This is a genomic window from Acidovorax sp., assembly GCF_046339755.1.
GTDB lineage: Bacteria > Pseudomonadota > Gammaproteobacteria > Burkholderiales > Burkholderiaceae_C > Acidovorax.
The window spans coordinates 1-20489 of sequence record NZ_JBKDTZ010000400.1; the positions used below are offsets into that span (position 1 = coordinate 1).

A 20489-nucleotide genomic window follows, 5' to 3' on the forward strand; every position below is an offset into this window, starting at 1 on the left:
ACGCCGAAGAACTCCCTGCGCTGCCTCTGCGAGGCAGCTCCGGTCAAACAGCTTCGGCGAGCCAGATGACGATGCGCGTGTCCTTCGGCACGCGCTCACCCCAGGCCCTGCGCTTCTCGGCACGGTCAGAAGGGGGTGGGAACGGGCCCCACACGGGCCATTGCTTCGCTCGGCCTGTGGTCCTTCGCTGCGCTCGGCTCGCCAGGGCGGCTGCGCCGCCCGTCGGCAGCGCGCGGCGCGTAACCGACACCCGGCGCAGCTGCCATAGCAGCAGTCGCTTGGTACCCGCTCCCCACCCCTGCTGGCTGCGCCGAGGAGCGCAGGAACTGGGGTGGGTGCATGTGCCGAAGGACACATGCACTTCGTCTTCTGGCTCGTCGATGCTGTTTGAGCGGAGTGCGAAGCACGAAGCGAGTTCATCGACGCCCACCCCAGTTCGGAGCACCGCAGGTTGCCCGCAGCGAAGCGAAGGGACGCAGACTGGGGGTCGCCTTCTCTTTGGTGACTTTCTCTTGGCGACGCAAGAGAAAGTTACTGCGCCGCCGGGCGCACATCCCGGCTCCCGCCCTCAGCCAAGGCACACATCAACCATGCGCACCAGCACCAGCACACAAACCCAGAAGCAACCCGATCAAGGCTTGGCACCCACCTGACTGACCTGCCCAATCAGCCGGTGGTAGAAGCGAATCGCGTCCGCATAGTTGGCAATCTCAAGACGCTCGTTGGTCCCATGGAAGCGCTTGAGGTCTTCCGAATCAGCACGCACCGGCGAGAACTTGAAGATGTGGTCACTGATGGCACCGTAATGCTGCGAATCGGTCCCCGCCACCATCAACCCCGGGGCCACCAGCACGTCAGGAAAGATCTCGCGAATGGTCTGGTTGAGCAGGCGATACTGGGTAGAGTCGGTCGGCGCGACCATCGACGCATCGACCGCACCGGGCAACGGGCTCAGCTCGTACTGCGCCGTGGGCGCGCTGATCTTGCTGCGCATGTGCTCCAGCACCTGCTCCTTGCTGTCGCCGGGCAGCAGGCGGAAATTGACCGTCGCCTCGGCGCGGCCGGGCACCACGTTGTCGCGGTTGCCGGCGTTCACGATGGTCAGCGCCGTGGTGGTGCGCAGCATGGCATTCGTGCTGGACGCGCCCTCGAGCTGCTTTTGCACCACGGGGCGGAACAGCCACAGGTTGGACAGCACCACCCGGTTCACGCCGCCCATCTCGGGGGCCAGCGTGTCGAACAGCTCGCCCGCCACACCACGTATGCCGCCGGGCATCTGCTCGGCGTCCAGCCGGCTGAGCGCATCGCTCATCATGGCGATGGCGCTGCTGCCCTTGTGCGGCGGCATGGACGAATGGCCGGGCGTGCCCGACATCTTCATCACCACCGACATGTAACCCTTCTCGGCCACGCCGATCACGGCGGCGGGCTTGGAGAGGCCGGGCATCACGCCGTCCAGGATCAACAGGCCCTCGTCGATCACGAAGTCCAGTCGCACCTTGCGCTCCTGCAGCAGCGCGGCGATCTTGGCGGCGCCGCGCAGGCCGCCCACCTCCTCGTCGGCGCCGAAGGCCAGGTAGATGGTGCGCTGGGGCTTGAAGCCGCTGGCCAGCAGCATCTCCACGGCCTCGAGCTGGCTCATGAGGTTGCCCTTGTCGTCCCAGGAGCCGCGGCCCCAGACGAAGCCGCCATCGATGGCGCCCGAGTACGGGGGCTGCTCCCAGTCGCCCTCGGTGCCGGGGGCCACGGGCACCACGTCCTGGTGGGCCATCAGCATCACCGGGGCGGCATTGGCATCGCTGCCGGGCCAGGTGTAGAGCAGGCTCAGGTCACCCACCACTTCGCGCTTGAGTTTGGCGTGAACCAAGGGGAAGCGCTGCTGCAGCAGCGCGTGGAACTGAAGGAACTGGCCAGCGCTGAAGTTGGCATCGTCGCGCGAGGACTCGGTGCGCAGGCGCACGGCCTCGGCCAGGCGGCCGGCCACGGCGGCATCGTCCACCGGCAACTTGGCAATCGGCGCCACGTCCAGCTGGCGCGAGCCCTTGCGTGCGGTATTGATGCCCAGGGCCACGGCCAGCAGCACCACCAAAGCGAGCAGCCCCAGCAGGAGTTTCTTGATCATGTCGGTCGGATCTTTCTTCGGATAGGGAATGCGATACCCATGCTAAACCGGTAACGAAATGTTCGTCCAATGCATAATTCACGTCGTTTCGTTCGACTTTCCGCATGAGCACCACCATCGCCCAGCTGCGCCACTTCATCGCCCTGGCCGACAGCGGCAGCTTCACCCGCGCGGCGGACAGCACCCGGCGCTCGCAGGCCGCCTTCAGCCGCAGCATTGCCATGCTGGAGGCGCACCTGGGCGCGGAGCTGGTGGAGCGCAGAGGCCAGCGCAACGCCCTCACCCCCATTGGCCGCACGGTGCTGGAGCATGCGCGCCAGGTGGTGGCCCAGGCCGACGAACTGCACCAGGTGGTACGCCACCAGGTCAGCGGCGAAGCCGGCTCCGTGCGCCTGGCCATGAGCGCCACGCCCCACGCCCTGCTGGCCACGCGCCTGCTGCGCCTGGCGGCGCGCGACGCGGGCCGCATGCGCCTGCAGTTGAGCGGCGGCCCCCAGTCCCACCAGATCCAGGCGCTGCGCGACCGCACGCTGGACGCCCTGGTCACGGACTACCACTCCCTGCCCGGCTCCCACGCCGATCTGGAGGTGCACCGGTTGGTGCAACTGCCCACCGGGGTGCTGGCCCGCCCCGGGCACCCGCTGGCCCAGCGCCGCCCCGTGGCGTTTTCCGAGCTGACGGAGTTCCCCGTGGCCTGTACGGGCATGAGCGCGGCCGTCGGGCGGCTGCTGGTGCAGCGCCTGGGCTTGCAGGCCCACCCCGAGGTGCTCATCGGCCTGGCCAGCGAGTCCGTGCCCGACCTGCTGGACGTGGCCTGCCACACGGATGCGCTGTACATGGGCGTCATGGCCCCTGCGGCGGCCCTGCTGGCCCAGGGGCGTCTGGTGCCGCTCGACATCCCCACCCGGGGGCTGGAGTCGCACATCGCCTGGGTGCAGCGCGTGGCGCGGGCTCCCAATCCGGTTCTGGACGGCCTGCGCCAGCAGGTGCAGGGCTGGTTGCAGGAGGCGGGTTCGGCCGGCTGAGCCGGTATCATCGCCGCCCCATCCAGCCCCGCCTTCGCATCCATGGCCTTCTCGTTCACCTTTGCTCCGCCCTCACCGGAAGACCTGCAGGCCGGCACGCTGGGCAAGCACCTGCGGGAGTTCAATTACCGCACCGTGGGCGAGTACCCGCAGGTGCAGCCCGTGCGCCTGGACGTGCGTGACCGCCACGGCCGCCTGGTGGCCGGCATACGCTCCTACGTGTTCGTCTACTGGCTGCAGACCGATGTGCTGTGGGTGGCCGAGGACCAGCGTGGCAAAGGCCTGGGCGCACGCCTGCTGGGCATGGCAGAAGCCCAGGGCAAGGCGCTGGGAGCCCGAAATGCCAAGCTCGAAACCTTCGAGTGGCAGGCACGCGATTTCTATCTCAAGCAGGGCTATGGCGAGTACGCGCGCATCGACGACTACATCCAGGGCCAGTATTTGGCGCTGATGCGCAAGCCGCTGGAATAAAAACCTGTTTACGATCTCGCAGGGGATTGCGCTCCAACCCTTCGGGCAGTGGCCTTGGCGGGCGGTCTGCCTCGTCGCGGCGCTTGTTGATTGCCGGGCTATCAACTGCACACCACGCCTGGCATCCCATCCCGCCAAGGCCGCTGCGTGCCCCCCTGGTAGATCGTAAACAGGTTCTAAGGAGCTTCAGCCCAGCAGTGGCGACCTGAACACCGGGTGCTCGCCCGGCAGCACCTGCTGCGCCAGCGGCGCGGCCAGGGCCATGCCCCGGTCGCTGTTGGTCAGCAGCACGAAGCCATCGCCCGAGGTGGCCGAGACCAAGGCGAAGTTGCGGAAACCCGGGTTGTTGCCCCACTGCCAGAGCATGGGGCCGGCGGGTGCGCGCTCGATTCCCCAGCCGTGGCCCCACTCCAGCCCCAGGGGCTTGTCGACCACCACGGGGGCCGACAGCACCAGCGCCAGCAGCCGCTCATCGGCCACGAAGGCCGAGAGCAGGCGCGCAAAATCGCCCGCCGTGGTGTAGAGCGAAGCAGCGGCCACGGGCGCGCTCCATCGGATGCCAGCGGAGGCGCCATGGGCATGCACGGCCCGGCCCTCGTAGGCGCTGCGCCACACCAGGCTTGAATCGCGCATACCCAGCGGCGCAAAGACCTGCACGTCCATCCATGCGGCGATGGGGGTGGCGGTGATGACTTCCATCACCGCCTGCAGCAACACATAGCCTTCGCCCGAATAGCGCCAGCGCGTGCCCGGCTCGAAGCCCGGCGCCAGCGTGCCACCGGTCCAGTTGGGCAGGCCCGAAGTGTGCTGGAGCAGGCTGGCCACCGGGATGCGCGCCAGCGTGCTCGCAGGCACGGTGTCGCTGGCATCGCCGGGTGCGCGCCGCAGCACGTGCTGGTAATGCACATAGCCTTGCGGCAGGTAGTGCGACACAGGAGCCTGCAGATCGAGCTGGCCGGCGAGGGCCAGTCGCAGCGCGCCGTAGGCCACCGCGGGCTTGGTCAGCGAGGCGGCCTGGAACACGGCGTCCGGCGCCGCATTGCAGTGGCCGGCCACCATGGTCGGCTGCACCTGGCCGGCGCGCAGCGTGGCATACGCCGCCGCGCACACGCCCAGGCCGGCAGCCACCTCGGCCACGGACTGGCCCTGGTAGCGCGTGAGGTCCGCCGCGCACGAGGCCAGCAGCGGCGACGCTGCCGCCGCACTGCCCCACAGAAGCTGGCGGCGGGTCAGGGCCACGGGGCGATCAGGGCTTGGAGGGGGTGAGCGCGTGCGACCCGCCCTCGCGTTTGGCGGCCCACAGCCACATCGCGATGCCCGCCACGATCATGGGCACGCACAGCCACTGGCCCATGCTCATGCCCAGCGAGAGGATGCCCAGGTGCGCATCGGGCTCGCGGAAGTACTCGGCGATGAAGCGGAAGCTGCCGTAGCCGATCAAAAAGGCCGCGGCCACCTGGCCTTCGCGGCGCTCGCGCCGGGCGTACAGCCACAGCAGCACGAAGAGCAGCAGCCCTTCCAGCAGGAACTGGTAGACCTGCGAGGGGTGGCGCGGCAGCATCGAGCCGCTTTGCGGAAACACCATGCCCCAGGGCAGGTCTGGGCTGGCAAAGCGGCCCCAGAGTTCACCGTTGATGAAGTTGCCCACCCGCCCGGCCGCCAGGCCCGTGGGCACGCAGGGCGCCACGAAGTCGGCCACCTGCAGCCAGGGGCGCTGGCGCGAGCGTGCGAACCAGATCATGGCCACGATCACGCCCAGCAGCCCGCCGTGGAAGGCCATGCCGCCCTGCCACACGTAAAAAATCTCCAGCGGATGGCTCAGGTAGTAGCCTGGCTTGTAGAACAGGCAGTAGCCCAGGCGCCCGCCGATCACCACGCCCGCCACACCCAGGAACAGGATGTCCTCCACGTCCTTGCGCGTCCAGGCACCCGGCCCGGTGATGGAGGCAAAGGGCTGGTGCCGCAGCCGGGCAATGCCCAGCAGCATGAACAGCCCGAAGGCCGCCAGATAGGTCAGGCCATACCAGTGGATGGCCAGCGGGCCCACTTGCAGGGCGATGGGGTCGATTTGGGGGTAGGTCAGCATTTGGGCGGTATTGTGCCCAAGCTGCCGCGGGCCCCCGTGAAAGCCCTGTTACAGAGTGGGCCAGGCCCCCTACCATGTACGCATGGACACCCCACGCGACTTCAAGGCCGAGTTCAAGCAGTTGCTGCGCCACACCATCGCGCCGCCGCTCAAGGCGGCGGGTTTCGAAGTGAAGGGGCAGCAGAGCTTTCGCCGGCCCGTGGGCGAGGTGTTCCAGTATGTGAGCTACGAAGGCAGCCGCTCCAACGGAAAGGATTCGTTCGGCTTCACTGGCAATGTGTCGTTCCAGCAAGTGGCCCCCGCGACATTGGCCGACTTCTGGTGCGACGACCCTGCCCTGTGGATTGCTGGCCTGCGCATGGGCTACCTCACGCATGGCCGGGACCACTGGTACCACCTGGAGCAGCACAGCCCGCAAGCGCTGGCCGCGCTGGTCGCGCACGACCTCACGCAGATCGTGCTGCCGCGCCTGGCAGCAGTGGCCACGGCCCGTGATGCGATGGCACTGAAGAAGGCGCACGGATGAGGGGCAGGTGGTCCGCCCAATGAGAACGCTTCTGATCCCTGTACGCATGCAGAGCGCCACCCCGGGGGTTTCCCCCACAAAGCCCCCTGGGCGCGCGATACTTCTGCCTGTAACAAGGAAAAGAACATGCAGGGCAACCCACAGGTCATCGACTATTTCAAGGATCTGCTGCGCGGCGAACTCGCTGCGCGCGACCAGTATTTCGCACACTCGCGCATCTATGAGGACCAGGGCTTCATCAAGCTCTACACCCGCCTGGACCACGAGATGCAGGAAGAAACCCAGCACGCCGACGCGCTGCTGCGCCGCATCCTCTTTTTGGGCGGCCGCCCCGACATGCGGCCCAAGGAATTCACGCCCGGCGAGACCGTGCCCGAGATGCTGCGCAAGGACCTGGCCACCGAGTACGAAGTGCGCACCGCCCTGCGCGACGGCATGGCCCTGTGCGAAAGCGTGGGTGACTACGTAAGCCGCGACCTGCTGCTGGCCCAACTGCGCGACACCGAGGAAGACCACGCCTACTGGCTTGAAAAGCAGATCGGCCTGATCGACAAGATCGGCCTGCAGAACTACCTGCAATCCCAGGCGTCGGCCTGACCTTCCCCCGGCAGGCGCCTCGCGCCTGCGTGCGTGCGCCACAGGCGCCCGCTCAATGCAGGCGCGGGCCTTCGTCGTCGTAGTAGTTGCGCACCTCGTCCCCATCAGGCGGCGGTGCAAAGAGCAGATCCCCGTCACCGGCATCGTGCTCCCCAGGGGTTTGCGCCAGCTCCAGCACGCCGGCCATCTCCTGGGCAAAACCTTGCAGCGAGATGAACTCGCAGGCAATGCGCTGAAAGATGACCTCACTGATCCGGTAGGCCCCATGCCCCAGGTCATCGGGGTCGCTGGCGATCTCGAGCGCCGTCACGCCGTCCATCAGGGCCATGGCATGGACCCCGAGCGACGCGAAGTGGGACACCAGCACCTTCACGTCGATGTCGACGAACAGCTGGAACGCCCCCTGCATGAACAGCGCGGCGTGGCCGGCTTCCATGGACAGGGTGAACGGCTGCATCGGCACCCAGGCCATCTCGGGCGCGACCTGGATCGACATGGTCGAGCGTGACTTCGCCCCCTTGAACCCCTGCAGGCAATCCGGGTCGCGCAGGTAGCGGTCGCTGCGCACGGCAACATAGCGCAGGCCCGGTTCGGCCTGCGCCTGGGCAATTTCGTGCGCCATGGCCTGCTGCACGCAGGCGTTGAGGTGCGCCTGGTGCTCCAGGGCCTGGGGATGGGCCTGCACCGGCCATGGCCCCTTGCGCGCCAGCAGCTTCATGGTGCGCAGCAGCTCGTGTCGCCGCAGCGTTCCAGCCGAGCCCGGCTGCGCGAAAGACCCCAGTTCGAGGGATTGGGGCTCGTCGCCCGCCAGCACGCAGGCATCGCCTTGCCGGAGCATGTTCGTCACCTCGGTCAGAACCACCGGCAGGCCGGCCCCGATCCCCAGCCGCAGGGCGCGGTACTGCCTGCGGAACAGGGGCGTCCCCAAGGCGGACCCTGAACGGTCCCTGGCCAGCGTTCTCTGCTCGAAGTAGAAATACCGGTGGTCGCGGGGCGCATGGTAGACCGCCGCAAGGCCATCGCCAAAACAGCGGTACAGAAAGCGCAGGTGCTCCAGGCCATCGCAGCGGTCCTGGATTTTCAGCACCAGCTCCTTCGTAGCGCGTGCCTTCTCCCCGATCAACCGGTCCCTCAGCAGGCGCTGCTTCAGGCGCAGCCTGGCGCGCTGGAGGCGGCCATGGCGCAGCTGCAGCCTTGCCAGGCGGCGAATGAGCAGTTGCTGCAGCGCAAGAACCAGGTCCACCCGCCCCGGGTCACCCTGGATGGCGCGCAGCAGCTCCCCGGCTCTCAGGAACCACTCCATCTCTCGGGGAAACCTCAAGGGAAAAGACATTCGCAGTGTCCTCAAAGTGTGCAGTGGACGGACCCAAGCCCGGTTGCGGGTTCCGGGCTTGTCAGACCCCCTTTTGTTTGCAGGATAGCGCTTGCGCGAAGGATGACCAGCAAATTTTGGATTTTTAACAATGTGCACACAATCTCCCGCCGCACGCGCCGCGCAAGGCCATCTCTATGGAGCTCTTGTCATTACAGCCCATGGGACGAAAGCCGCTGCCGGCCATTGCGGCGGTGCTCTAAACGGCCGCCGAGCGCTCGCGCACGAAGTCGATGAAACGCGCGAGCGCCGGGTTGTTCAGCGCCGCTGGCCAGACCAGGCTGGTCTCGCACACGGGCAGCGGCGATGCGGCGGCAGCTCTTGCCTTCGCCTTGGACGCTGCCGGACCGAACGCATCGCCCGCCCGGTAGACCACGCCCTCGCGGCGGAACTGCGTCACGCTCTCGGGCACCCAGGCCACGCCCAGGCCGCCCCACACCAGGTTGACGATGGTCTGCATCTGGATGGCTTCCTGCGCCACCACGGGCACACGCCCGGCCGCGTGGTACAGCGCAAAGACCGCGTCGTGCAGCGAGGGCACGATGCGCCGCGGAAAGATCACCAGCGGCTCGGCCAGCACGGCGGCCAGATCCAGGCGCGGCGCCTGGGCCAGCGGGTGGCGCTCGGTCAGGGCCAGCACCAGGGGCTCCTCCGCCACGGGCAGGCGCGCCAGCTCGGGCGGGGCTGCGCCGGGCGAATGCAGCACCAGCCCGGCATCGAGTTCGCCGCGCGCGAACATGGCGCGCTGCACGTCGCCCGTGGCCTCCACCAGCTCCAGCGCCACCTGCGGGCACAGCACGCGAAAATCGCGCACCCACTCGGGCAGCCGCTCGAAGCCGATGGTGGAGACAAAGGCCAGCCGCACCCGCCCCACCTCGCCTGCCGCTGCGGCGCGCGCGCGCCCGGGCAGTGCCTGCGCGCGCTCCAGCAGGTCGCGCACGTCGGGCAGCAGCGCCTCGCCCGCCGGGGTCAGCGCCACGCGGCGGCGCGTGCGGTCGAACAGCACCACGCCCAGCGAGCGCTCCATCTGTGCAATCGCCTGGGTCAGCGGCGGCTGCGTCATGTGCAGGCGCACGGCGGCACGGCCGAAGTGCAGTTCCTCCGCCACGGCCACGAACTGGCGCCAGGCGCGGACATCGATGAGGGTTTCTTTCATGGCGGTGATGTGCCTGTGATACGTTTTACATATTAATCGAGCAGGTGAAATGGATTGGAAACGCAGCGGCAAACGCCGCATACTTGCACCCCGAGAGCGTCGGACACCCTGGCCGCAGGAGTGCCCCATCCACTACAACGAGTCCCCCACCAGGAAATCAGCCATGGCAGACAGCAAGACCATCCCGATCCAGCCCATCAACCGCCGCAGCGCCAACATCACGCAGGGCAAGTCCCGCGCGCCCAACCGCTCCATGTACTACGCCATGGGCTACGAGTAAGGCGACTTCGTCAAGCCCATGGTCGGAGTGGCCAACGGCCACAGCACCATCACCCCGTGCAACAGCGGCCTGCAGAAGCTGGCCGACGCGGCCATCGCCGGCATCGAGGAAGCCGGCGGCAACGCCCAGGTGTTCGGCACGCCCACCATCTCGGACGGCATGGCCATGGGCACCGAAGGCATGAAGTACAGCCTGGTGAGCCGCGAAGTCATCAGCGACTGCATCGAGACCTGCGTGGGCGGCCAGTGGATGGACGGCGTGCTGGTGGTCGGCGGCTGCGACAAGAACATGCCCGGCGGCCTGATGGGCATGCTGCGCGCCAACGTGCCCGCCATCTATGTCTACGGCGGCACCATCCTGCCCGGCAGCTACCAAGGCAAGGACCTGAACATCGTGAGCGTGTTCGAAGCCGTGGGCGAGAACGCCGCCGGCAAGCTGAGCGACTTCGACCTGAAAGAAATCGAAAAGCGCGCCATCCCCGGCACCGGCTCGTGCGGCGGCATGTACACCGCCAACACCATGTCCAGCGCCTTCGAGGCCCTGGGCATCAGCCTGCCGTATTCGTCCACCATGGCCAACCCCCACGACGAGAAGATGAACTCGGCCAAGGAATCGGCCAAGGTGCTGATCGAGGCCATCAAGATGGACCTCAAGCCCCGCGATATCGTGACCAAGAAGGCCATCGAGAACGCCGTGGCCGTGATCATGGCCACCGGCGGATCCACCAACGCCGTGCTGCACTTCCTGGCCATCGCCCACGCCGCAGGCGTGGAATGGGACATCGACGACTTCGAGCGCATCCGCAAGCAGACCCCCGTGCTGTGCGACCTGAAGCCCAGCGGCAAGTACCTGGCCGTGGACCTGCACCGCGCAGGCGGCATCCCGCAGGTCATGAAGGTGCTGCTCAAGGCCGGCCTGCTGCACGGCGACTGCATCACCATCAGCGGCAAGACGGTCGCCGAAGTGCTCCAGGACGTGCCCGATGTGCCGCGCGCCGACCAGGACGTGATCCGCAACATCGACAACCCCATGTACGCGCAGGGCCACCTGGCCATCCTCAAGGGCAACCTGAGCCCCGAAGGCGCCGTGGCCAAGATCACCGGCCTGAAGAACCCCGTGATCACCGGCCCCGCCCGCGTGTTCGACGACGAACAGTCGGCCCTGCAGGCCATCCTGGACGGCAAGATCAAGGCCGGCGACGTGATGGTGCTGCGCTACCTGGGCCCCAAGGGCGGCCCCGGCATGCCCGAAATGCTGGCCCCCACCGGAGCGCTCATCGGCGCAGGCCTGGGCGAGAGCGTGGGCCTCATCACCGACGGCCGCTTCTCCGGCGGCACCTGGGGCATGGTGGTCGGCCACGTGGCGCCTGAAGCGGCTGCCGGCGGCACCATTGCCTTCGTCAACGAAGGCGACAGCATCACCATCGACGCGCGCCAGCTGCTGCTGGAGCTGAACGTGCCCGAAGAAGAAATCGCCAAACGCCGCGCCGGCTGGACGGCACCTGCCCCGCGCTACACGCGCGGCGTGCAGGCGAAGTTTGCGTTCAATGCGTCGAGTGCGAGCAAGGGGGCTGTGCTGGACGCGTATTGATGGGTCGCGGGCGTGAAGTCATGGCCGACTGATTGCCCCGCACCTCCGCAACAGTCCTGGCGTCTGCTGCAAACATGAAAAAGCCCGTACCCAACGGTACGGGCTTTTTTCGTTGCAAAGGAATGAGCCACCGGGATCCTCGGCGGCGCTTTCGAAGGTCATCGGCCCACAGGCCGCAAAATCCGCCTCAGCGCGGTTTGCGCGGAGCCATGCCGAGGGCTTCCTTGTGCTTGCTGATGCGGGCCTGCTTTTTCTCTTCCATGCGCTCAATGGCCTTGCGCTTGGTATAGCCGGTGGTGTCGGCCCAGGCCCACCAGACGATGGTGGCACCGTAGAAGCCAAGAATCACCCACCACGACAGATTGGCCACGGGGCCGATTTCCAGGTATTTGAGGGCCGACAGGATGACGGCGATGGCAAGCAGGTACATAGCGTTCTCCAATCATTACGGGTGCGCAGGGGCTTGGCGGCCAAGGGGGCCCGGGTCAACCCAAGTCACTACAATTCCGTTAAAAGAACTGTAACCCAACCCACAGGAAAATCCCCACCATGAAGCGCACTCTGTTCACATTGGCCCTCACGCTGTCGGTGGCGGCCCCCGCCATGGCCGACCAGGCGCTGGCCACGGCCAAAAGCTGCATGGCCTGCCACGCGATGGACAAGAAGGTGGTAGGACCCTCCTACAAGGAGGTGGCGGCCAAGTACGCCGGCCAGAAGGACGCCGTGGACAAGCTGGCAGTCAAGATCATGAAGGGCGGCGGCGGCGTGTGGGGCCCCGTGCCCATGCCTGCCAACGCGCAGGTGAACGAGGCCGACGCCAAGAAGCTGGCGGCCTGGATATTGACGGTGAAGTAAGAACAAAGCCACCGCCACCAGGGCATCCACTCGTTCCCTGCCAAACAACAGCAACAGCCGCACCACTGTGCCAGTGGGGCGGCTGTTGTGCTTTTGGGGCCCTGTCCTGAATGAAAGCAGGCAGGCAGGCGGGGGGGGGTGCGTTACACGAGATGCATGTCGGCCCCGCGCGCGCGCAGGTGCTTCTCCAGCTGGCCCACGTAGGCAGCCGTGGTGTTGTCCGATTCCTGGGCACGGGCGGCCAGGCGGGTTTCGAGGTGGTCCATGCGCGCCAGCAGCGCGGTGTGCATCTGCTGGTGCTGGGTCTCCAGAAAGGCGCGCAGCTCGGTGAAGCGCGAGGCCTCGGCCTTGTCGGCCAGTTCGCGCTGGGCCTGCAGTTCCTTGGTGTGGCGGCGCGTTTCGAGCAGCACCGAACCCTGGAGTGAGAGCACATAGACCACGCCCACGATGGCCAGCAGGCCTGTGAGGCCCAGCATCAACAACCCCAGCGGGGCCTCCAGCGTGGTGACACCCAGGTAGACGGGCACCGTGGCGGACAGCGCCGCCCAGTTGAATACCGCCAGGACGGCAATGGCCAGCGTGGTCAGCACCAGCACGATGGATCGCAATTGCATGGTTCGGCTCCTTTCTTCGTTCATTCGTCGATTGACTGATTGAACGGGTTGTAACCCAGGAGCGCGGGCAATCACAGAGTTTGCAGCGGTTTGCCGATGCTGTCCTACAGGACAGGCCGCTGGGCGCCGCGCCGAGGGCGGCGGCCGGAAGAAAAAGGTTGCGAAGCGTCCCGAAACGAAAAAGAGAGGGAGGGAGAAAAGCGCTCCGGAAGGGGCAATCGGAACCCATGGGACCGAAAGGCTTCGCAACGTGAAAACAAGGACCGCTCGCGCCAGGCGCGAACGAACAGGGCCAATTGTAATTCCCCTCGGAAGGCCCGCCGCATCGGGCGCCAATGGCGAACGCACCACAAGGATTTTCGGGCTGCACCACATCGCGCGCGATAGGGGTGCCACGACCCCTGAAAGCGCTGCGCGCAGGCCCCGTGTTTACACGGGGCCTTCCTGGATCAGTTGGTCTGCGGCTTCGATCACGCGCGGTGACCGAACGACGTGGGTTCTGTGGCCACATCACATCGCCCTGCGGCGATATGAGTGTCCACGAACCCTGCAAGCGCTGCGCGCTGGCGCCGCATGAGCGGCGCCTCCTGGATCAATTGGCCCGCAGCTTCGATCACGCGCGGTGACCGAACGACGTGGGTTCTGTGGCCACATCACATCGCCTGCGGCGATATGAGTGTCCACGAACCCTGCAAGCGCTTCGCGCGGGCGCCGCATGAGCGGCGCCTCCTGGATAAATTGGCCCGCAGCTTCGATCACGCGCGGTGACCAAACGACGTGGGTTATGTGGCCACATCACATCGCCAGCGGCGATATGAGTGTCCCCAAACCCCGCAAGCGCTGCGCGCTGGCGCCGCATGAGCGGCGCCTCCTGGATCAATTGGCCTTGGCCAATTGATCCAGGATTGCGGGGTTCTCCAGCGTGGAGGTGTCCTGCGTGATGGCTTCGCCCTTGGCGATGCTGCGCAGCAGCCGGCGCATGATCTTGCCGCTGCGGGTCTTGGGCAGGTTGTCGCCGAAGCGGATGTCCTTGGGCTTGGCGATGGGGCCGATTTCCTTGGCCACCCAGTTGCGCAGTTCGTTGGCGATCTGCTTGGCCTCTTCGCCGGTGGGGCGGGCGCGCTTGAGCACGACGAAGGCGCAGATGGCCTCGCCGGTCACGTCGTCGGGGCGGCCGACCACGGCGGCTTCCGCCACCAGGTCGGTCTTGGAGACCAGGGCCGATTCGATCTCCATGGTGCCCATGCGGTGGCCCGAGACGTTGAGCACGTCGTCGATACGGCCGGTGATGCGGAAGTAGCCACGGTCGGCGCTGCGTACGGCGCCGTCGCCGGCCAGGTAGTAGCCCTTGAGCTCTTCGGGGAAGTAGGCCTTCTTGAAGCGCTCGGGGTCGTTCCAGATGGTGCGGATCATGCTGGGCCAGGGGCGCTTGATGACCAGGATGCCGCCCGTGCCGTTGGCGATGTCGTTGCCCACCTCATCGACGATGGCGGCGGCAATGCCGGGTAGCGGCAGCGTGCAGCTGCCGGGCACCAGCGGCGTGGCGCCGGGCAGCGGGGTGATGACGTGGCCGCCGGTCTCGGTCTGCCAGAAGGTGTCCACGATGGGGCAGCGCTCGCCGCCCACGTTCTTGTGGTACCACATCCAGGCCTCGGGGTTGATGGGCTCGCCCACGCTGCCCAGGATGCGCAGGCTCGACAGGTCCGAGCGTGCGGGGTGCACGGCGGCATCGCCCTCGGCCGCCTTGATGAGCGAGCGGATGGCCGTGGGCGCCGTGTAGAAGATCGTGCATTGGTGCTTTTCGATCATCTGCCAGAAGCGGCCGGCGTTCGGGAAGGTGGGGATGCCTTCGAAGATGATCTGCGTGGCGCCCGCAGCCAGCGGGCCGTATGCCACGTAGGTGTGGCCGGTGATCCAGCCGATGTCGGCGGTGCACCAGAAGATGTCGTCCGGGCGCAGGTCGAAGGTCCAGTCCATCGTGAGCTTGGCCCACAGCAGGTAGCCGCCGGTGGAGTGCTGCACGCCCTTGGGCTTGCCGGTGGAGCCGCTGGTGTACAGGATGAACAGCGGGTGCTCGGCACCCACGGGCACGGGCGGGCAGTCACTGGACTGGCCCTCAAGGATCTCGCCAAAGGTCTTGTCGCGGCCTTCCACCATGTTGCAGGCGGTGGGGGTGCGCTGGAACACGAAGACGTTGCGGATGGTGTCGCAGCCGCCCATGGCCAGGGCCTCGTCGATGATGGCCTTGAGCGGCAGCTCCTTGCCGCCGCGCATCTGGAAGTTGGCGGTGACCACGGCCACGGCGCCCGCGTCGATGATGCGCTCCTGCACCGCCTTGGCGCTGAAGCCGCCGAACACCACGCTGTGCGTGGCGCCGATGCGCGCGCAGGCCTGCATGGCGATCACACCCTCCACCGTCATGGGCATGTAGATCAGCACGCGGTCGCCCTTGCTCACGCCGTGGGCCTTGAGCGCATTGGCGAACTGGCCCACGCGGGCCAGCAGTTCCTTGTAGGTCACGCGGGTCACGCTGCCGTCGTCGGCCTCGAAGATGATCGCGTCCTTGTTCTCGGTGGGGGTGCCGATGTGGCGGTCCAGGCAGTTGGCGCTGGCGTTGAGCTCGCCGTCGTCGAACCACTTGAAGAAGGGGGCGTTGGACTGGTCGAGCGTGCGCGTGAAGGGCTTGCTCCATTGCACGTTCTCGCGCGCCAGGCGGGCCCAGAAGCCCTCGAAGTCCTTGTCGGCCTCGGCGCACAGGGCGTCGTAACCGGCCATGCCGGATACACGCGCAGCCTTCACGATGGCTTCGGACGGGGGGAATACGCGGTTCTCGACCAGCACGGACTCGATCGCGGAGGTGGAAGCTGCACTCATCTTGTTGTCTCCTGGGTCTGATGGAATTGATTTGGCCGGTACTGTCCTGCGCAGCACTTACAAGCCACTGACTGGCACGAAGCTTACAGAACTGGCGCGCAAGCCCCTGCGGGCCGGTCGAATACCTGTCACGCGCCACCCCCTAAAATTGCGCGTCTTCCCCACTCCAGCCCATTTATGTCCGCTCCCAAGCCACCCCTGACACCCGCCCCCATGCGCCCCCTGCCCTCGCTGATCTTTGCCAGCCGCTGGCTGCAGCTGCCCCTGTACCTGGGCCTGATCCTGGCGCAGGCGGTGTATGTCTTCCACTTCTGGGTGGAGCTGGTGCACCTGATCGAGGCGGCCTTCGGCGACACCAATGCGCTGAAATCGCTGGTCTCCAGCATCGGCTACAAGAGCGATGTGGACGTGACCGCGCTCAACGAGACCATCATCATGCTGGTGGTGCTGGCGCTGATCGACGTGGTGATGATCTCCAACCTCTTGATCATGGTGATCGTGGGCGGCTACGAGACCTTTGTCTCGCGCCTGCACCTCGAAGACCACCCCGACCAGCCCGAGTGGCTGAGCCACGTGAACGCCTCGGTGCTCAAGGTCAAGCTGGCCACCGCCATCATCGGCATCAGCTCCATCCACCTGCTCAAGACCTTCATCAACGCCGCCAACTACGACCTCACGGTGCTGATGTGGCAGACCAACAGCCACGTGGTGTTCCGGCTGAGCGCGCTGGCGATTGCCGCCACGGACCGCCTGATGGCGCACAGCACGCCGCCTGCGCGGCACTGAGGGCGGTGCCCTCCTTCCCGAAAGGCCGCCGCGAGCGGCCTTTTTCATGCCCGAAGAAATCCTCGTGCGCGCCGCACATGCGTATACCATGGCTGCAAAAAACCGCTTTCTCGACATAAAAGCACTGAATACATACAATGCAGGGGTGTTTTACAACCTGCAACTCAGGTAATTCGCCTTCCTGCATGGCGAATCCCAGTCGGCACAGCCTTGTCTTCTTTCTGACAGACAGCCATTCCCCGACGCCTCGGCCGGATCTGCGGCCCTGATGCCCATCACTGCACGGTGCCGCCCTTGGCGGTGGCGCCGAGCCAGCGCCCCCGGAAGTCCTCTGCCCAGACCTCTTTCGGCGCGCACCCAGGCCCTTGCGCACCGCCTTCGCGTGCCATTCGGGCCGATCTCTTCCAGCCCCGTTTCCGTGCCCCTGCACGCACTGCATTGCGCGTGCCTGCCGGGTCGGCTGCCGCATCAGGGTTTTGCTTTTTCCGGCCTCCGCACCTGGCCCCCCTTTCGGGTGGCCAGGCCTGTTGAACCAAGCCGTCACTCAACGAGGGAGGACCCACCCCATGGCCAAACAAATCAGCATCGACCATGTCTTCAAGGTTTTCGGCGACGCGCCGCAGACCGCACTGGACCTGGCCCGCCAGGGCCTGGACAAGAAGGACATCCTGGCCCAGACCGGCCAGTCCATCGGCGTCTTCGACGCCAGCTTCACCATCGCCGCAGGCGAGATCTTCGTCGTCATGGGCCTGTCGGGCTCGGGCAAGTCCACCCTGGTGCGCATGCTCAACCGCCTGATCGAGCCCACTGCCGGCCGCATCCTGGTGGATGGTGAGGACATCAACGCCCTGAGCGACCGCGCGCTGCGTGCCCTGCGCCGCAAGGACATCAGCATGGTCTTCCAGTCCTTCGCGCTGATGCCGCACATGACAGTGCTGGACAACGCCGCCTTCGGGCTGGAACTGGCGGGCGTGGACCGTGCCGAGCGCCAGAGGCAGGCCGCCCTGGCACTGGACCAGGTGGGCCTGGCTGGCTGGGGCGCGAGCTACCCCGATGAATTGTCGGGCGGCATGCAGCAGCGCGTGGGTCTGGCGCGGGCGCTGGCCAGCGACCCGTCCATTTTGCTGATGGACGAGGCCTTCTCGGCCCTCGACCCCATCATCCGCACCGAGATGCAGAGCGAGCTCTTGCGCCTGCAGCAGGTGCGCCGGCGCACCATCGTCTTCATCTCGCACGACCTGGACGAGGCCATGCGCATCGGCGACCGCATCGCCATCATGAAGGACGGCGAGGTGGTGCAGGTGGGCACACCCGACGAGATTTTGCGCACCCCGGCCAACGACTATGTGCGCAGCTTCGTGCGCGGGGTGGATGCTGCCGCCGTGTTCAAGGCCGGCGACATCGCGCGCAAGCGCCTGACGGTGGTCAACGAGCACAGCGAGCGCGGCGCCCGTGCGGCGCTGCAGCTCATCGAAGGGCATGACGACGACTTTGCCTACGTGGTCAGCCCCACCAAACAGTACCTGGGCACCGTGTCGGCCGACTCGCTGCGCTCGGCCCTGCAGGGCCATGCCGGGCCGCTGGGGCTGCACCATGCCTACATCGGCTGCGTGGAGCCCATCGATGCCCAGGCCCCGGTGGCCGAACTGTTCGGCCAGGTGGCCCAGGCCCCTTGCGCGCTGCCTGTGGTGGAAGCCGATGGCCGCTTTCGCGGTGCCATCAGCAAGACCACGCTGCTGCGCTTTCTGGACCGGGATACGCCACCCATCCCGGCCACTGCGCCCACCCCATCGAACGCCACCACCGGGAGCCCCGCATGAACGAAACCACCACGACCATGACCCCCACGCTCCCTGCCATGGCCCCGGAGGCGCCGCTGCCCCTGTTGCCCGACCACAGCCCCTGGGCGGCAAGCGATGCCGCCATGGCGCAGCCAGCCCAGCCCGCGCCGTATGTCGACCCATGGGAGGCGTCCATGCAGCCCGCCGATGGTGGCGCAGGCGCGACCGACTGGCTCAACGCCCCCACGCCCGTGGTGGACGCCGCCAGCACCGTGGACCCCGCTGCCACGGGCGGCCTGCACCTGCACCAGCTGTTCGATGGCTCCCTGCCGGTGGAGGCCTGGATCAACCAGGGTCTCTCCTGGGCGGTGGCGCATTTCCGCCCCTTTTTCCAGAGCGTGCGCGCGCCCATCGACGGCACGCTCAGCGGGATCGAGGGACTGCTCACCAGCCTGCCCGCACCCGCCATGGTCGTGCTGGCCGGGCTGCTGGCCTGGCAGTTCGCGGGCCGTGCGCTGGCGCTGGGCACGGTGGTGTCGCTGGCGCTGGTGGCACTGCTGGGCATCTGGCCCGAGGCCATGGTCACCCTGTCGCTGGTGCTGACCTCGCTGGCTTTCTGCGTGCTGATCGGGCTGCCCCTGGGCATCGTGCTGGCCAGCAGCGACCGCGCCCAGCGCTTCATGCGCCCGGTGCTCGACGCCATGCAGACCACGCCGGCCTTCGTCTACCTGGTGCCGGTGGTGATGCTGCTGGGCATCGGCAATGTGCCGGGCGTGGTGGTGACCATCGTCTTCGCGCTGCCGCCGCTGGTGCGCCTGACCAACCTGGGCCTGCGCCAGGTGCGGCCCGACCTGATCGAGGCCTCGCGCGCCTATGGCGCTTCGCCGCTGCAGATGCTGGTCAAGGTGCAGTTGCCGCTGGCCATGCCGTCCATCATGGCCGGCATCAACCAGGCGCTGATGCTGTCGCTGTCCATGGTGGTCATCGCCTCCATGATCGCCGTGGGCGGCCTGGGCCAGATGGTGCTGCGCGGCATCGGCCGGCTGGACATGGGCCTGGCCACCGTGGGCGGCCTGGGCATCGTGCTGCTGGCCATCACGCTGGACCGCATCACCCAGTCGCTGGGCCAGCCGCGCCGCGGCGCGCGCCGCTGGTGGCACACCGGCCCCGTGGGCTTGGTGCTGCGCCTGTTTGCCCGCCTGGTGCGGCCCGCCAGCACCCCACCACAGGCCGATACATCGTCCGCCCAGGCCGCACTGGCCCGTGCCGTGCGCTGACCGCCAGCCAATAACGAAAGGAAACCACACCATGCCATCGATCCGACACCGCACAGCCGCCCTGCTGGCCGCGCTCGCCCTGGCCGGCGGCGCGCAGGCACAGCCGGCCGACCTGCCCGGCAAGGGCATCACCGTGCAGCCGCTGCAAAGCTCCATCGCCGAAGAGACCTTCCAGACCCTGCTGGTGGGCCGCGCGCTTGAAAAGCTGGGCTACACCGTTCAGCCCATCAAGGAGGTGGAGTACCCCACGGCCCACGTCGCCATCGCCCAGGGCGACGCCACGTACATGGCCAACCACTGGGACCCGCTGCACGCCGACTTCTACAGGAACGCCGGGGGCGACGCCAGGCTGTCGCGCACCGGCAGCTACTCGCAGAACGCCGTGCAGGGCTACCTGATCGACAGGAAGACGGCCGAGCGGTACGGCATCACCCGCATCGACCAGCTCAAGGACCCGCAACTCGCCAAACTGTTCGACACCAACGGCGACGGCAAGGCGGACCTGACGGGCTGCACACCCGGCTGGGGCTGCGAGGGCGTGATCGAGCACCAGCTCACGGCCTATGGCCTCACCGGCACGGTGACCCACGTGCAGGGCAGCTATTCGGCGCTGATCGCCGACACCATCGCCCGCTTCAAGCAGGGCCAGCCCATCCTGTACTACACCTGGACACCCTACTGGGTCAGCGGCCTGCTGCGCCCCGGACAGGAAGTGGTGTGGCTGCAGGTGCCGCACACCGCTCTGCCGGGCGAGCAGGCGGGGGTGAACACGCAATTGCCCAACGGCAAGAACTACGGCTTCATCCCCAACCACCAGCGCATCGTTGCCAACAAGCAGTTCACCGATGCCAACCCGGCCGCGGCCAAGCTGTTCGAGGTGATGCAATTGCCCGTGGGCGACATCAATGCGCAGAACCTGGCCATGCAGGGCGGCCAGAACACGCAGGCCGACATGGTGCGGCACACCGATGGCTGGATATGCGCGCACCAGGCCACCTTCGACGGCTGGATCGCGCAGGCATTGGCGGCGGCGAAGTAAACGGGCAAGTGTGCGGAATGTCTCACTCTTTCGGGTGA

18 protein-coding genes and 1 pseudogene are annotated in these 20489 nt (G+C 67.1%); 11 read left to right on the forward strand and 8 right to left on the reverse strand.

Annotation, left to right across the window (positions count from 1 at the left end):
* Nucleotides 1-631: 631 nt before the first annotated feature.
* A complete protein-coding gene (locus tag ACK59X_RS34080; RefSeq protein WP_409963854.1) occupies nt 632-2122 on the reverse strand; it encodes a M20 family peptidase in 1491 nt (496 codons plus the stop codon).
* Between the two features lie 104 nt (nt 2123-2226).
* Between ACK59X_RS34080 and ACK59X_RS34085 the strand changes: the two genes are divergently transcribed.
* Together ACK59X_RS34085 and ACK59X_RS34090 are read left to right on the forward strand one after the other, a co-directional pair.
* Complete coding sequence (locus ACK59X_RS34085) at nt 2227-3147, forward strand: LysR family transcriptional regulator (RefSeq protein WP_409963856.1); 921 nt, start codon at nt 2227-2229, stop codon at nt 3145-3147.
* A gap of 42 nt (nt 3148-3189) precedes the next feature.
* Complete coding sequence (locus ACK59X_RS34090) at nt 3190-3618, forward strand: GNAT family N-acetyltransferase (RefSeq protein ID WP_409963858.1); 429 nt, start codon at nt 3190-3192, stop codon at nt 3616-3618.
* 186 nt (nt 3619-3804) lie between these two features.
* On the opposite strand, the gene ACK59X_RS34095 is transcribed toward ACK59X_RS34090, so the two are convergent.
* Together ACK59X_RS34095 and lgt are read right to left on the reverse strand one after the other, a co-directional pair.
* On the reverse strand, nt 3805-4857 hold the full coding sequence (locus tag ACK59X_RS34095; protein WP_409963860.1) for a serine hydrolase domain-containing protein: 1053 nt from the start codon (nt 4855-4857) through the stop codon (nt 3805-3807).
* 7 nt (nt 4858-4864) lie between these two features.
* The gene (lgt, locus tag ACK59X_RS34100) at nt 4865-5704 is read right to left on the reverse strand and encodes a prolipoprotein diacylglyceryl transferase (protein ID WP_409963862.1); all 840 of its coding nucleotides are present in this window, start codon (nt 5702-5704) and stop codon (nt 4865-4867) included.
* Between the two features lie 82 nt (nt 5705-5786).
* On the opposite strand from lgt, the gene ACK59X_RS34105 reads away from it, so the two are divergent.
* Together ACK59X_RS34105 and bfr are read left to right on the forward strand one after the other, a co-directional pair.
* Nucleotides 5787-6230: a DUF4304 domain-containing protein gene (locus ACK59X_RS34105; protein ID WP_409963864.1), complete on the forward strand. Its 444-nt coding sequence runs from the start codon at nt 5787-5789 to the stop codon at nt 6228-6230.
* Between the two features lie 126 nt (nt 6231-6356).
* Nucleotides 6357-6827 carry a bacterioferritin gene (gene bfr / locus ACK59X_RS34110; RefSeq protein WP_409963866.1) on the forward strand — a complete coding sequence of 157 codons (471 nt, stop codon included), beginning with the start codon at nt 6357-6359 and terminating at the stop codon, nt 6825-6827.
* Nucleotides 6828-6879: 52 nt separating this feature from the next.
* Here the strand turns inward: bfr and ACK59X_RS34115 are convergent, their stop codons facing one another.
* Both ACK59X_RS34115 and ACK59X_RS34120 read right to left on the reverse strand, forming a co-directional pair.
* Nucleotides 6880-8148 carry a hypothetical protein gene (locus ACK59X_RS34115; RefSeq protein WP_409963868.1) on the reverse strand — a complete coding sequence of 423 codons (1269 nt, stop codon included), beginning with the start codon at nt 8146-8148 and terminating at the stop codon, nt 6880-6882.
* A gap of 250 nt (nt 8149-8398) precedes the next feature.
* Nucleotides 8399-9355, reverse strand: a complete 957-nt coding sequence (locus ACK59X_RS34120) for a LysR family transcriptional regulator (RefSeq protein ID WP_409963870.1) — start codon at nt 9353-9355, stop codon at nt 8399-8401.
* Nucleotides 9356-9518: 163 nt separating this feature from the next.
* Here ACK59X_RS34120 and ilvD point away from each other — a divergent pair.
* Nucleotides 9519-11225 (forward strand): annotated as a pseudogene (gene ilvD / locus ACK59X_RS34125) (dihydroxy-acid dehydratase).
* Nucleotides 11226-11412: 187 nt separating this feature from the next.
* Here the strand turns inward: ilvD and ACK59X_RS34130 are convergent.
* Entirely contained in the window at nt 11413-11655 is a 243-nt protein-coding gene (locus ACK59X_RS34130; protein ID WP_409963872.1) for a TIGR04438 family Trp-rich protein, read from the reverse strand.
* 119 nt (nt 11656-11774) lie between these two features.
* Between ACK59X_RS34130 and ACK59X_RS34135 the strand changes: the two genes are divergently transcribed.
* Complete coding sequence (locus ACK59X_RS34135; RefSeq protein WP_409963873.1) at nt 11775-12080, forward strand: c-type cytochrome; 306 nt, start codon at nt 11775-11777, stop codon at nt 12078-12080.
* A 143-nt stretch (nt 12081-12223) separates the two neighbouring features.
* Here the strand turns inward: ACK59X_RS34135 and ACK59X_RS34140 are convergent, their stop codons facing one another.
* Both ACK59X_RS34140 and acs read right to left on the reverse strand, forming a co-directional pair.
* Nucleotides 12224-12694 carry a LapA family protein gene (locus ACK59X_RS34140; RefSeq protein WP_409963875.1) on the reverse strand — a complete coding sequence of 157 codons (471 nt, stop codon included), beginning with the start codon at nt 12692-12694 and terminating at the stop codon, nt 12224-12226.
* An 876-nt stretch (nt 12695-13570) separates the two neighbouring features.
* Nucleotides 13571-15568 (reverse strand): acetate--CoA ligase, encoded by a 1998-nt coding sequence (gene acs, locus ACK59X_RS34145; protein WP_409963877.1) that lies wholly within the window; start codon nt 15566-15568, stop codon nt 13571-13573.
* A 213-nt stretch (nt 15569-15781) separates the two neighbouring features.
* Between acs and ACK59X_RS34150 the strand changes: the two genes are divergently transcribed.
* From ACK59X_RS34150 to proX, 5 genes are all read left to right on the forward strand, one after another.
* On the forward strand, nt 15782-16354 hold the full coding sequence (locus ACK59X_RS34150) for a YqhA family protein (protein WP_409963879.1): 573 nt from the start codon (nt 15782-15784) through the stop codon (nt 16352-16354).
* Between the two features lie 46 nt (nt 16355-16400).
* Complete coding sequence (locus tag ACK59X_RS34155) at nt 16401-16526, forward strand: hypothetical protein (RefSeq protein ID WP_409963881.1); 126 nt, start codon at nt 16401-16403, stop codon at nt 16524-16526.
* 394 nt (nt 16527-16920) lie between these two features.
* Nucleotides 16921-18174, forward strand: a complete 1254-nt coding sequence (gene proV, locus ACK59X_RS34160; protein WP_409963883.1) for a glycine betaine/L-proline ABC transporter ATP-binding protein ProV — start codon at nt 16921-16923, stop codon at nt 18172-18174.
* Nucleotides 18171-19412 carry a glycine betaine/L-proline ABC transporter permease ProW gene (proW, locus tag ACK59X_RS34165; protein WP_409963885.1) on the forward strand — a complete coding sequence of 414 codons (1242 nt, stop codon included), beginning with the start codon at nt 18171-18173 and terminating at the stop codon, nt 19410-19412. The genes proV and proW overlap by 4 nt, the downstream gene beginning before the upstream one ends.
* A gap of 31 nt (nt 19413-19443) precedes the next feature.
* Nucleotides 19444-20451: a glycine betaine/L-proline ABC transporter substrate-binding protein ProX gene (gene proX, locus ACK59X_RS34170; RefSeq protein WP_409963887.1), complete on the forward strand. Its 1008-nt coding sequence runs from the start codon at nt 19444-19446 to the stop codon at nt 20449-20451.
* The last annotated feature ends 38 nt before the right edge of the window (nt 20452-20489 follow it).